This window comes from Bacteroides sp. AF32-8BH, assembly GCF_003435205.1.
Taxonomy (GTDB): Bacteria; Bacteroidota; Bacteroidia; order Bacteroidales; family Bacteroidaceae; genus Bacteroides; species Bacteroides ovatus.
Genome location: NZ_QVLZ01000004.1, coordinates 112,285 through 126,488, shown reverse-complemented (window position 1 = coordinate 126,488; position 14,204 = coordinate 112,285). Strand labels below are relative to the sequence as shown.

Genomic DNA, 14,204 nt, shown 5'->3' with positions numbered 1-14,204 from the left:
CAAGTTTTTTGCTTGTGCATCTAAGACTACTATACTATTCCACTAATTACTGTAAATAACAGCTGGTTACACTTTGCTTATCCCTATAAAACAGTTTTGCTTTTACAACAGCAGGCTGACAGGTTATAGGGGCCTCCCATAGCATCGAATCAATCGTCGGTTCAGTCCCGTTCGTCGTATAGCGTATCTGTGCTCCTTCGATAGGAGTATTCGCATACAGAAGTCCGTCTCTGACGAAGAGTCCGGGATGAGGTAAACGGAAGTTTACCCCTAACCGGCTCCAATAAGGCATTTCCTTTACACTGATTTTCTCATAAAATAGTGCCAGATCCCGGTCAAAAGCCTGTTGCTCTGCTGCTCCGGAGAGGACTTCCCAATCCGGATGCGCGTTCCAGCCACGTTCTACCAGTCCCATCACTTTAGGGAACATATAATATTCTACCCATTGAAATCCTCGAATTGTTTCGGCAAACAGTTGGGCCTGTACGCCTTTTATCTGTTTCCTGCCGGATGCAGTCAATGCTGTTTTTCCTTTTCCTGCGGAACTGATCTCAACCGGATTGCCCGCCATATCCGTACGGGAAGAACGATAGACATCGAATGGAAGCATGGAAAATGCTTTGGATTCATCCACGTATCCACCCCAGAAATGTCCCGGTTCATCGGGATGAGCATCATAAGCCAAATCCAGATAGAAATTATTCACATTGCAGAGAATAACCGGATAACCGTTGTTGGCTATCTGATAAGGAATTTCATCCTCTTTCCATTCGGGAACAGTCTTCCACGAATTGATACCGGCTGCGTGTTGAGACAAATAAGTATGAGTATCTTTCTTATGCCCCAAAGCTACTTCCTGCCAGCCATTAAAGGATAAATTATACTGTTGTAAACAATCAACCACCCGGGTAATGAAATATTCGGCCAAATCATGTGCCTTTTCCATTCCCTGTTCTTCCATGAGCGTTCTGCATAAGGGTGATCCCATCCATGCCCCTTTAGCCACCTCATCACCGCCTAAATGAATGGTGGTCAGTGGCGCATCCGCTTCCTTGTACATGCTCACTATTTCCTGAATCACCTTCTCCATAAAACGGTAAGTGGAAGGTAAGGCTACATTCATAACATTATCCGTATAGGCCTGTGCGGAAACATATCGGGAAGTATCCTGCAAGTCACTCAAAAGATATTCCTTTGCTTTCTCCGGGTCTGTATCGATGTATTTCTGATAACGTGCATTCATTGCTACAATCGCCGCACGCGCATGGCCGGGAGATTCTATTTCCGGAATTACCTGCACATGTCTTTCGGTTGCATATCGCAATAAATCAATGAATTCCTCCCGGGTATAGTAACCATTTCCCGATGTAGCGGCACACGGATCATATCCACCATCATAAGCCGGATACAACCTATCTTTTTCATCGGTAGTATGTCCTCGCCGTGACCCAATGGCAGTCAGTTCTTCTAACCCCGGAATTTCCAGTCGCCAACCTTCATCATCCGAGAAATGAAACTGGAGCACATTCAGTTTGTAAGAAGAGAGAATATCAATCAGTTTCTTCAAGTGATCCACCGTTGTATAATTCCGGGCAATATCCAACATCTGTCCCCGATATAATAAATCCGGATAATCCACTATAGACATTGCTTCCAACCGGAATGGGCTTTCCTGCCCTTTCAGTAACCCCAACAGGGTCTGCGCTCCGTTAAAAATACCATGTGGAGTAGTAGCGCTAATCCTGATCTGCTGACCGGCAATGCTCAACTCATAATATTCCTCATTAACTGCTTTCTTCTTGTCAGAAAGGTAATCCAGAGTAATGGTTACCGAAGCTTCCGGCACTACTTCCAAGCCATACCATCCGGAAAGTTTTTCTTTTAGCAGTTTTCCCTCATTGGCAAAATCCTCATGAAAAGTCAAAGCTAGTTGTTTTTCTAACAAGATATTACCTCCGGTAGTAATCACCTTTTTTATGGAAGGTATTATATCCGTCGAACGAAACTCCGGAGTATTCGCATTGTTTAAACGAAGGTTTGTTTCGTACGTTTTCCGAGCAATCGTTCTTTGCCATTCCGTCATAGGTAATGGTATGTTATTCAATGTTACAGGAAGTGGCTTACTTTTCGATGCTCCCGACTGGCTCACCCAGTAGCTTCCTTCGGGCGCATGCGAATTCTTTGGCACTTCCCCATCACACTGGAAAATCACTTTCAATGAATCTCCCGGAGCTAATGAGATAAATCCCTCTCCCGGATACATTTTAAAAAGAGTTGCATTCACTTGCTCCACTCTAACCGGTGACGAAGCATCCTGCCGGATAGTACGGGGAAACTGCGAATAATAAATCTCCCATTCTTTTCCAACAGGAGTATCTGATATATTCTTCAGTACAAATGAATTTTCATAATATTTACCATTCTCATCGTAGTTTCCCATCTCCCAAGTTAAAGAAATCGGAGCTCCCGAATCATTCGTCGATTTACAACCGCCTGCAAAGAATAGGATGCACAGCCACCCTACTGTCCATAAAGAAAATTTTATATCATTCATAAATTTAGCCTTAGTGATTAGTCATGCCATCCTTTACTTCTCAAATAATTGAGCATAAAAGCCGGACTGTCTGTTTGAAGGATTCGTGCTCCCAACTTGTTTATCAGATACCCATAACTAGCATCCGGATCTTTCTTTGCAGCCTCATCATCATGCCCGCCTGCCAGAGAAGCCCACAAAGTATTATACCAGATCAGACTTTTTCCTGCCAGCCTGCGTTCCATTTCGGCAGGTACCGGGCTAGAAGCATTTCTGTAACAAAGCTCAAAAGCAACCGGATGCAACTGTTCCATATAATCCTCGACAACCTTCATCGATTTTTCCTCATCAATCGTTACGACAGGCATATAAATCACCTTATCCAGATAAGAGCCGAACTCCCGCTTCACCGTCTCCACCGGTTGAGCACCTTTCATTATAACCAAATCAGCAGTATCGGTTTTCCTCAATATAATATATACATCATCAAAAATAGGGTAGGCCTTATCCAGATTAACCATAATCTGACCTTTGGCTGCCAACAATGCTTCTTCCAAAGTAGGAACAGTATGTTCCGTTAACTGACCATCCTTATCTTTCAACCGGAGTTGCTTTATTTCAGCCAACGTTTTATCTTTTACTTTTCCTGTACCATTAGTAGTGCGATCTACCGTATCGTCATGCATGAGAACCAACTCACCGTCTTTCGTCTTACGGATATCTATCTCTACAATATCCACTTTCATCTGAATAGCACTATCGATAGCCGCCAAAGAGTTTTCGGGGGCAATACTCCAATTTCCGCGATGCGCCACCACTAAAACCTTATCTAAGTGCGGATTTAACACATCCTTGCGAATGAGCTCCGCCCGTTGTGCAGCCAGGAAACCTGGCTGCAGACAGAACAGTAACAAAAGCACTATAAACTTGCTTTTCTTCATATCTTTCATTTGTTATTTAATCTTCTTACTTAATTCAAAACCTATTATATCTTGGTCACAGTTACAGTCCTGCATCATAAGCACCAGCCTGCATCTTGTTGACATTACGGGTTGCTCCACGCTGGTCTACTCCAAAGCCGGCTTCACCAACCCAGTCCACAAATTGCTGTCCCACAGTCGCATCAAAGGATTTCACTGCATTTATCACAGCCTGTCTGGTTGCAAATTCGTCAATAACCCCGGTCACAGTCCATTGATAAACGCCATCCGTTAAAGTAGCAGCTGGAAGAGTTTGAGATGAATAATCCGTATCCGTAGCAACTGCTCCCCAACCGGCATCTGCCGCCTGATATACATTGTATCCACCGGAAGTGATATTACCTGCATAAATAGTTCTGTTTCCGGCTCCTTTGGCAAATAAAGAGTTGACCACAAGAGAAGCATTTTTCCCTGCACGGAAGACACCATTCGGATTGCCCGAATTTCCAACAATCGTAGTATTGGCAAGCATAAAGTAGGCATCTCCGTTGACAGTGATGCTATTTCCTCCTGTAGCTGCCGTGCCAAGTACGGTTACATTATTCATGCAGACATATCCATTTCCGGCATGAATACTAGTTCCCCAAGCGGTTGGTGCATAATTCTCATGCAACAAACAATTATTCATAAACAGGAAGCTATTTGCTGCGGTAGTAGTGATGGCTCCTCCCCGCCCTGTCGCTTTATTGCTCACCATTTCCACCTGATTTAACAAGACTCTTCCCTTTGATACTTTAACGGCTGCTCCGCCATCTGTTCCACCATCGCTTCCGCGATTAAAATTCTTTATGACACAATTATTCAATTGCAGGGTTGCGTCACCTCCACCTGCCGCAACAAATACGGCACGAACACTTCCTGCATCGCTCAATTCATATTGTCCATTGAAAGTACAGCCATCGAAAATAATATTTATCTGATTACCCAATACTAATAAAGAGTTAGACGTCGCAGATGCTCCACTACTGGTATTTCTGACAAAAGCAGTCGTATATTTAGCAACGTCACGTTTCGTTAAATCTGTTCCCGTGCTTGAAGGATCATATCCGCCTTCAATCGTTATTTCCACTTGCTTACTATAACCGCTATATTCTATCTTCACTCCAGAGTTTTCTTTCACAATCTCATAAGAGCCTGCAGCTACATAAATCTTCTTACCATCCAGTTTGGCTGCATTAGCATTGGAAATTTCACTATTGCTATTCGTTTGCAATAAGTTGCGTAACGCATCTACTCCCATTGCATTATCCCAATCCATACCGGTCGCATTTCCAGCAGGTTGCTCTTTCACATAGTAAGCGGCCAGTTGAAGTTCTTCCGCATCTCCGCCCGGCAAAGTACCGCTATCCCACGGAGAAACAATCGGTTCACTGATAGTTATGATCGAACCTTCCACTTTTAATGTGAATTCATAACACTTTCCAGATTTCAGTTCCGGTATACCGGGCAGCACCAGATCTTCGCCCAAATAGTTCAAAGAAACAAAGGTAGCAGTTGTCCCGGCTTTTCCGGGAGCCACAATGGCAGTGTACGTACAACCATCCTGTCCTGCCTTACCACCTTCGGGAACTGTAATGAAAGGGGATATTAAAGAAGTACCCGATACCACTTCCCCGTTTGTATATCCCTGATAGGAACCAATCTTTACTCCCTGAACCTTAGCTTGTCCGCCTACATCTGCAAGCGTCATAATCACTTTTGCCATTTTCCGGTTCATACCCAGACGAAGAATACGGGATCCGTCGTCTGTTGCATTCTCTACGGTACACGTCATATAATCGGCCTTAGCCAGGTTTTCCAAACGTTGCTGGTTTGTGGGAAGTGTAAAATTAGCCGTACTGGCTCCGTTCACTACCGGATAAAAAGCCGAATAAGTTACCGGTTCCGCACCCCATCTTAAATAATAATTATCGGTCGGCACCCATTTTCCTTCCGAAAGTACATAATTCAAATACCCATCCTCACAACTTAATTGAATCTCATCACCCTCATTAAATTGTTTCTGCTGATCTCCTGCCGCACTGGGATTACTGCGGGTAAAGGCAGTATTAATAGCAGCTTCAATCTGAATAGCACCGGAATCTTCGCCGTACATAGCTATATTCTTATCCGTATCACAGGCCGCCATACTCGTCAGTAAATACGCAGCCAATATCAGTTTTGTAATCTTCATTGTTTATCTCCTCCTTCTTTAATTCCGGTCGATAAGTTGTCCGGTTGCCCAATTTCTTGCCATCTTAGCAGCCAATCGGACAGTTGTGTTTACATTGAGCGTCAAGGTATGTTCCACTCCTTTTTCCAATTCAATGGCTTCCTTTGCAGTCCAGATATACAGCTTTCCATCATAGCTGAAGTTCACAGAGAAGCCCTCTGCTATTTTTTGCGGAGGCAGAATACATTCGCAAGATTCCGTCCCTTTATAGGGAGCCACAGTAGCCACTACCGCATCTGGCGCAGGAACAACTATCGGAACCGTTGCCGACAAATCACAAATGCCATTAACAACAGCCCCATTGATAGACATATCCCCTAACTTATTCATCGCAGCATCTGTCGTTCCATTGACTGTGATTTTTATAAGCAGCTTGCTCATGGCATGACTCAAAGAGATTTTCAGCTTTCCATCCGCAGTTAAATCCTGCTCCGGGTCGACTGTTGCTTTCATCAACAAAAAATCGGAGGACTTCACATTCTCTTCAGTAGTCTGATTGGTAAGAGCATTGACTGCCAAAGAGGCATCCGGAGCAGCTTCACTCATATAAGGCGCATACGCTATCATCGTCACCGGCGTTCTTTCCGCATCCCAAAGCATCTGCTGACCGTCGGACGTACTCCAGGCATTTCCGGAACTAACCATTTGCTTATGATAGTTATAAGCAGCATTCTCGCTATTCCGGATCATCAATCCGAAACGTTCCAGATTCGTTACGTCATACCCTGCACGCGACAAAGGTTCATTTACTTCTGTAATGATACGGATTACATGGTCTTCGGGAAAACTACCCGTTGACAGTAATTCATCCTCATTATTTGAGCATCCGGCTAGTCCGACACCCAAGGCTATTATATAAAATATTTTCTTCATGTTACAGTCGTTTTAGGGTTTAATTGGCCAGAACAGCATCATAAGCACCGGCCTGCATCTTATTGGCATTACGAGTCACTCCCCGCTGGTCTATTCCGAAAGCATCTTCACCGATCCATTCCACAAACACTTCTCCCAAATTAGTAATAGGCGAAGCCACCGGGTTAAAGCTTTTCGCAACTTCTATTACTGCCTGCCTGGTAGCATATCCTTTTACCGAACCAATCTGATTGAGATCCCACACATACACTCCCTCCTCATTCAGCGCACCGTTCACCTGATTAGGATAAGCCGTATCGGATGCACTCATCGTTATCCCCGTCACACGCTGATACACATTATATCCTTTCGAGAAAGCTTCAAAGTTACTACCATTCAGATTAAAACTCGGAGCCGAAGGATTTTCTGAAATCAACAAATTATTAATAAACTTCGTATCACCGCCAACTCCCGTCTCACAGCGCACAGCCCCATGACTATCATTCGCATTTCCAATGATTGTATTATTAGTCAGCAGTATACTACCTCCTCCATTCAAAGCGGCACCTGTCCCCATATTCTCTATCAGCGTGGTATTGTTTATACAAATATGTCCTTCCGACATCTGAATACCATTTCCCCACGAACCGTTATGAGAATTACCTTTCAGCAGACAGCCATTCATAAATACCACCGCTGTCTTGCTACTACAACGAACAGCTCCTCCACGACCTGCAGCCGTATTGTCCAACAAGCTTACCTTATTCAAACGTACCTGTCCCGACAAGACAAAAACAGCCGGACCACCCTGCTTGGCAGAAGTCGTTACTCCCGACTTACAATCTCTAATCACGCAATCGGTCAACTCAATAGAAGTATCACTGGCACTGCCACTCACATAAATTCCACTACCACATTCGGTAGCACTGGCATCTGCTTCAGATACATATCCATACTGAAAAGTAACCCCTTCAATAGCTATATGCCCTTTCTTGACAAGCAACAAACCACAATCACCGGCATCCGCCTGCTTATTTCCGTTCACATCACCACTGATGACTGTCACATACGCATCTATATCACGTGCCGAAACATCCGTCCCTTCACTAAACTGACTATATCCGCCCTTAATCGCTTTGACATCCTTGCGAACGATTACACCAAGCCCACTCTCTTCGGACATTATATATTTCCCCTGACTCATATAAATCGTACTCTTGGAGAGATCGATTGAACCGCTCAACAACTTACGGAAGCCAGCCGCATCCAGTGCCTGTTCCCAAGAACTGCCATCCATCTCACCTTCACCGAATTGAGTCACAAAGTAACTCTCCAATCCTTTCTGCATAATCACTTCTTCGTCCAGATCGTCATCGTAATCCGTCATCATAGGTGGGTCTATCATCTCATAATCTTCCTGGCATCCCTGTGCCAACAGAATCATGAAAGCCAGCATACATATCTTCGATATTATGAATAATCTATTTTTCATTTTCTTTCTTTTTTAACTTGTACATTAGATAAGAATAATCGCAAATTCACCGATTTCACCGGGAAATATCCGGATAACCGGGATTCTGTTTCAGATATTCATTCTGTTCCAGCTGTGTCTGCGACAAGGGGAACAGCTCATAATGATTGTCTGCATCCCTTGGTTTGTCCCACCATGCCTCCTGATACCTGCCGAAACGAATCAAATCTGTACGACGACGGCTTTCCGCCAGAAACTCCCGTCCCCACTCATCTAGCATTTCTTTCAGATCGAGCACCACGTTCCCTTCCGGCTGGTAAGCGATATTCGCTGTAAAGTTTTCATAGTTGCGCTTACGCACGCTGTTCAGCAATTTACCAGCCTCACCCGCCTGTCCGAGGCGAAGAAGAGCTTCAGCTTGAGAATAAATAATCTCTGCCAAACGAATCTCTGTATAGTCAGACTCAATATAATAACCTCCGGTAAACGGATAGAAAGGATATTTCACGCAGTAAAGTCCGGAGTTGAAGTCCCCATTACCCAATTTAGATTCCTTATAAGCCGGATTGGAGATATAACCAGACTCTGCATTCCCTTCGAATCGTCCGACCTGATCACGTAAATAAATCACATATTGATTATCCGGATTCTTGGCATATCCTCCGCTGACAGCGGAGTTGGCAATCTTACCTTCGAGAAAGAACATACCTTCACGGGTATTGTTACCAGTGTTTACATATTGCTTATAACGTATGTCTCCCTGATATTTGGCAAACTTCCGGGTAACCATTCCCAATCCATAGTCGAACAGTTCGCGTGGCTGCTGATTGTCATAGCTGGGTGAAAGCGCGTATTTCGGATTCCGTTCGCCGTTTCCCTCTATTTTCAGATAATACGCACTACCATAAGGCAAACCACGTCCGTAAACCGTTCTTCTGTCATTTTGCAGATGCCAGCTGGTCAGCCCATAAGAACCGGGAAAACCGAAGATCACCTCATTGCACATTTCATTGTTCCAGTCGAAAGGTTCATACCAGTTATCCGCAATCGCATAATATCCGAACTCTCCTCCTATGATACGTTTACACATATCAATGCACTCCTGCCATTTAGCCTGGCCGATCCATACCTCTGCATTCAGATAGAGACGCACCAATAAGGATGCCGCAGCAGCTTTCGTGAACTGTCCCTGCTGGCTACCATTTCCAGATTGTCCACTCTTGGAAGGTAAAGCTGTCAGACAGTAGTCTTTCAATTCACTCTCGATGAAATCGAACATCACCTGCGGAGAAACTTGTTTCCGGTTTTCCGGCAGTTCGTTCACTGCCTGATCCGACGTGGTCGTTAGAATGCAGTTGCGATGTGTATTCAACAGACGAAGATAGCCCCAGGCACGCATACAACGTAGCTGCGCTTTAAAACTTTCAAATTCACTGTCGCTTAAACCAAAATTAGACGGGTTCAACTGTGCCAAGTCATCCAATACCATATTGCATTGACCAATGCCTACATAAAAGTTGTCCCATTCACTCAACCAGTCCCCTTGATTAATATCGTCATATTGATGACGATGATACATTTCCCACAGTCCTCCATCGTACCACCAAGTACCACGAGTAGGAGTAATCAGCTGGTCCGCCGGTAGTTCTTCATTCTCATGACGTATCCAGATACAGCAGTACATGTGTTCAAAAGGACGGAAGACAGCATTGATAACATCCTGTTTCGTGTTATAATAGTTCTTGGACATCACCTGGTCATACACCGTTTCCGACAGATCAGTACAAGACGGTAGGCCTAACACTGTACCTGCCATCATACCCAATCCTATAATATATTTTGTTATTCTCATAATTGTTTTTCTTTTAAAAACTTACTTGTAAACCTAAAATAAACTGGAAAGCAGATGGATAATAGTTGTATCCTCCTCCGAAAGTACCCGGTGTCAGTCCATTCACTTCGTATGTAGAAGGATCTACACCTGTAAATTTCGTAAACGTATAAAGATTGTTAGCTGTACCGAACAAGCGTATCTTTTCGATGTACTTCTTATTCAGGTTCATTGTATATCCTAAAGTAATGTTGTCTATCTTCAGGTAATCACCCGGCTCGATGAAATAGTCGGTAATCACATTCTTACCTGTTGTGATATGTGCATTCTTCGAATAAGCGGTGGTCAACTGATTGGTACTCATACTCTGTAATCCGAAATAGAAATCGTGCACGTTAAAAATGTCAAATCCGGCAGCACCGCGAAGAGCAACAGTCAAATCGAAGTTCTTATAAGTGAAGTTATGCGTCATAGAACCGGTGAATTTCGGCAAACCGTTTCCGGTCACTGCTTTGTCTTCTTCCGTACCCTGGGATACAGGGATTACATTTCCCTTCTTGTCATAAATCAACCAGTCACCCTTTTTATCCACTCCCGCATAACGGTATGTGAAGTAGTTACCGATACGCTCTCCCTCTTCAATCCGCTGCAAATATCCCGGATTATTGGGGTTTGCCATGTTACAGGTGGAGTAATATTTCTGTCCCTTGTACACATCATTGGAGAAACTGACAAACTTGTTATTATTGGTAGCACCTACTAATGTGAAACTATAAGTAAAGTCTTTTGTCCGAACAGCATTGACAGTTATATCAAGCTCGAAACCGGTATTGCGCAATGTACCTACATTGGCATAGATGGTAGAGAACAAATTGGGCGGAACCGATACGGAATAGCTACCGAGCAAATCGCTTTGTTTACGGTGGAAATAGTTAAATGAACCGGTTACTTTGTGTTTGAAAAGCGAGAAGTCCAAACCGATGTTCTGGTTGTGTCCCTTCTCCCAACGAAGTTCCGAATTGACATTCTTACTCGGTCCCCAAACATGGAAGTTGTTACCCCCATACTGATACCAGCCATAAGCCTTATAGGTAGCCAAAGACTGGTAGTTACCTATTTCCTGATTACCGGTTACACCATAGTCATAACGCACTTTCAAATCGTCAATCCATGAAAGTCCTTTCATAAATTTTTCATCCGAGATACGCCAGCCGACAGACACAGCCGGGAAATTACCCCATTTATGATTCTCACCGAAACGGGAAGAGCCCTCGTGACGTAAAGAGAAAGTAAACAGGTAGCGCTCTTTCCAGTCATAATTGACACGTCCGAAGAAACTGATTAGTTTATGGTCATTCTTATAAGAACTCATCATGGTTTTCCCTTCTTTGGCTGCTTCCAGACCGGAGCCCAGATTATTATACGTCAATCCATCGGAAGAGAAATCCCAGTTCTCGGCTCCCATTCCCGAACTTACACCGTAATTATAACTATAACCCACCATTGCACGGATTTGGTGATCCTTAATACGTGTAGAGAAGTTAGTCACCCATTCCAGATTGTTATTAGTACTTTTATCAAAATCACGGCTTGCTTTTCCTGTAACGCCCGAATTCACATTAGGACCGTAAGTAGATGGTGTGAACCATCCGTTGAACTTATCCACCTGATACTGGGAAATGGTAACCTGTGATTTCAAGACCATGTTCGGATTTGTAGGATTAAACAACGGCAGCAAATTAACGGCAGCAGTAGCATTCCATTCCAGCAATTTAATCTCCGTACCATTTTCTTCCTCGTTCAATTGTTCAACAATATTCGAGCTATCTCCTCCGGACGGAAAACGATAGTACCCATTAGCTGATTCGGGATCATAAACCGGCATCGTCGGATTATTCTTAATAACGCTACCATACACACTGGCTGATTTGTTCCGGTCGATGACACGGGGAGTCATGTTGGCAGCAAACGTAAACAGGCCATCTTTCGTTGTGTGACTGATAGTGGCACGTGCACCATATTCCCGACGGTCGGAACGCAAGTCGATTCCCTGCGCTTTACGATAATCAGCTGTCACACGATAATTGGTCCTCGCATTACCTCCGGAGAAGGTTAACGTGTGCATGTGTATCACTCCCAAACGGGTAACGGCATCAAACCAGTCTGTACTAGCTCCCATATCGGAAAGTGGATTAGACACTGTACGATAAGCACGATATTCCTCCGCATTCATAATGTCCAGCTCTTTCTTTGCTTTATTGAAAGTGACAGCAGCACTGTAAGTAGTATGCACTTCCCCGTCACGGGTTCCTTTTTTCAGATTAACAAGGATAACACCGTTACTACCCCGTGTACCATAAATAGCAGAAGCGGCACCATCTTTCAATACATCGATAGATTCAATATCCGCAGGATTAATATTCGTCATATCACCTCCCGGCACTCCGTCTACAACAATCAACGGACCCAGCCCGGCATTACGTGATGATATACCACGAATCTGAATACTTCCCGTACTATTCGGATCGGCCAAAGCCGTATTGGAAACAGAGACGCTGGATACCTTTCCCTGCAACAACATGGAAGCATCGAGACTGGATATTTGATTCAGATCTTTCGCACCGACATGCGAAATAGCCGAAGTCATTTCTTTCCGTTTCATCGTACCATAACCCACCACTACCACTTCGTTCAAAGCAGTGGATTCCTCTTTCAACACGATTTTTAGTAATTGCCGGTCCTTGATAGCCACTTCTTGTGTTTCATAACCGATATAAGAGATTTTTAAATGTCCGTTCTGCGGAGCACTCACCTGGAATTTACCGTCCATATTGGTAATGCTACCTTGTTTTGTCTCTATAACTACCACCGAAGCTCCGATGACAGGTTCCCCCTTTTCATCGATCACCGTACCGGATATTTTACGTTCCTGCTGCACTTCCCAGGAAGCTCCTCTTGCCTGGATGCCGGAAAACAGCATCAGCAATATACCTAACAGACAGGTACACGTTCTACAATAAATATTTCTCATAAATAGATGATTTTTATATTAGATGATAAAGTTAACGAAGCCCTCTTGCCTGTAATGCCGGAATCAACAAGTCCGGTAAATCCGTTTGTATCATACATACCATCGGATAGATTTGCAAGAGTTCGTCCAGATAAGTCTCGTTCAACGTCCATTCGGACACACTACTGCCACTGGCAGGAAGCATATTCACCGTAGCAAGCATTCCATCATTGATTGAACTTCCCAAAGGAGTGCTTTTCCCATTCGTCAGGTAGCTGTATTGCACGAAGTAGTTACCCGGTAATCCTATCATCGGTTTATGACTTCCTGTCCATGTATACACATGTGCCTTAGGAGTAATACCCAATACTTCTTCCGCTTTCTGCGCACTGTTACAGTAGAAGAATACAGATTCCATCATATCCAGTTTCATCACGATATCCACCACTTGTTGCGAAGTAGCTGTACGCGGAGAGTAGTCAAGGTTGTAATAGATTCTACCGCGTCCTGCTTTCAGAAACTCTTCCAGAGTAGGCATCTTTTCATCGGTCACCCGGCCATTCCGGTCTTTCAGGTTGTACTTCTGTATTTCCGCATAGGTCATTTTCGTAATGTCACCCGTACCATTTGTTGTAGCATTGATCGTCTGGTCATGGCAAACCACTACCACTCCGTCACTTGTCACATGAGTATCGCACTCGATCACTTCAGCTCCTGAATCAATGGCATCCTCTACGGAAGAAACAGAATTCTCGGGAACAGTCCTGTCGGACGTATGTGCCCGGTGTGTCATAACCCATACTTTTTTATTGTCCGGCTCTCTGAATTGCTTCATCGCCTCCGTCAACGACAACAGATTATAGATACGGATTCTCTTCTGCACCTCATACTGACCTGCCGTAACGTGTAACGTGTAGTCACCACTTTGGGTATAGGCATAAGTGATAGGGGTGGCAGCTTTCCCCTCCTTGACCGTCCCGTCACCAAAATCGACAGTAATATCGGTATTTCCATCAATGTTGTTGAATTTGACCTCTACCACCTCTTTCAGCATGGCACGAGTACTTACTTGCAGGTAAGGATTCTTTTTCACTGGATCGTCGTCAGAGCAAGCGTTGCAAACCATTCCCAGTAGAATAGCCCAACAGCATAACCAGCTTATAGGCTGGCGTTTTGTTCTTCTTCCTTTTTCCGGAACAAAAAAATGCAATAATTCATTTTTCATTTGTATTTCTATAAAGGTTAGTTAATAAAAAAAGGAACTCCCGAAGACGGAATCAGTTCGTTCCGTTCGGTTATGACAAAAATAGAGGGA

At 44.0% G+C, this 14,204-nt stretch carries 8 protein-coding genes; all 8 read right to left on the bottom strand.

What is annotated here, in order from left to right; all coding sequences use genetic code 11:
- Positions 1–46: 46 nt before the first annotated feature.
- On the bottom strand, positions 47–2,554 hold the full coding sequence (locus DWZ47_RS04405; RefSeq protein WP_117512383.1) for a family 20 glycosylhydrolase: 2,508 nt from the start codon (positions 2,552–2,554) through the stop codon (positions 47–49).
- Between the two features lie 17 nt (positions 2,555–2,571).
- Positions 2,572–3,474, bottom strand: coding sequence for a glycerophosphodiester phosphodiesterase family protein (locus DWZ47_RS04400; protein WP_182281591.1), 903 nt, complete (start codon positions 3,472–3,474; stop codon positions 2,572–2,574).
- 61 nt (positions 3,475–3,535) lie between these two features.
- The gene (locus tag DWZ47_RS04395) at positions 3,536–5,686 is read right to left on the bottom strand and encodes a fimbrillin family protein (protein WP_117512381.1); all 2,151 of its coding nucleotides are present in this window, start codon (positions 5,684–5,686) and stop codon (positions 3,536–3,538) included.
- Positions 5,687–5,704: 18 nt separating this feature from the next.
- Complete coding sequence (locus DWZ47_RS04390; protein ID WP_008648967.1) at positions 5,705–6,598, bottom strand: fimbrillin family protein; 894 nt, start codon at positions 6,596–6,598, stop codon at positions 5,705–5,707.
- Positions 6,599–6,617: 19 nt separating this feature from the next.
- Complete coding sequence (locus tag DWZ47_RS04385; protein ID WP_074638188.1) at positions 6,618–8,069, bottom strand: right-handed parallel beta-helix repeat-containing protein; 1,452 nt, start codon at positions 8,067–8,069, stop codon at positions 6,618–6,620.
- A gap of 55 nt (positions 8,070–8,124) precedes the next feature.
- Positions 8,125–9,900 (bottom strand): RagB/SusD family nutrient uptake outer membrane protein, encoded by a 1,776-nt coding sequence (locus DWZ47_RS04380; RefSeq protein WP_117512380.1) that lies wholly within the window; start codon positions 9,898–9,900, stop codon positions 8,125–8,127.
- Between the two features lie 13 nt (positions 9,901–9,913).
- Positions 9,914–12,910 carry a SusC/RagA family TonB-linked outer membrane protein gene (locus DWZ47_RS04375; protein ID WP_117512379.1) on the bottom strand — a complete coding sequence of 999 codons (2,997 nt, stop codon included), beginning with the start codon at positions 12,908–12,910 and terminating at the stop codon, positions 9,914–9,916.
- A 31-nt stretch (positions 12,911–12,941) separates the two neighbouring features.
- Positions 12,942–14,114 (bottom strand): glycerophosphodiester phosphodiesterase family protein, encoded by a 1,173-nt coding sequence (locus tag DWZ47_RS04370; protein WP_032852678.1) that lies wholly within the window; start codon positions 14,112–14,114, stop codon positions 12,942–12,944.
- Positions 14,115–14,204: the final 90 nt, after the last annotated feature.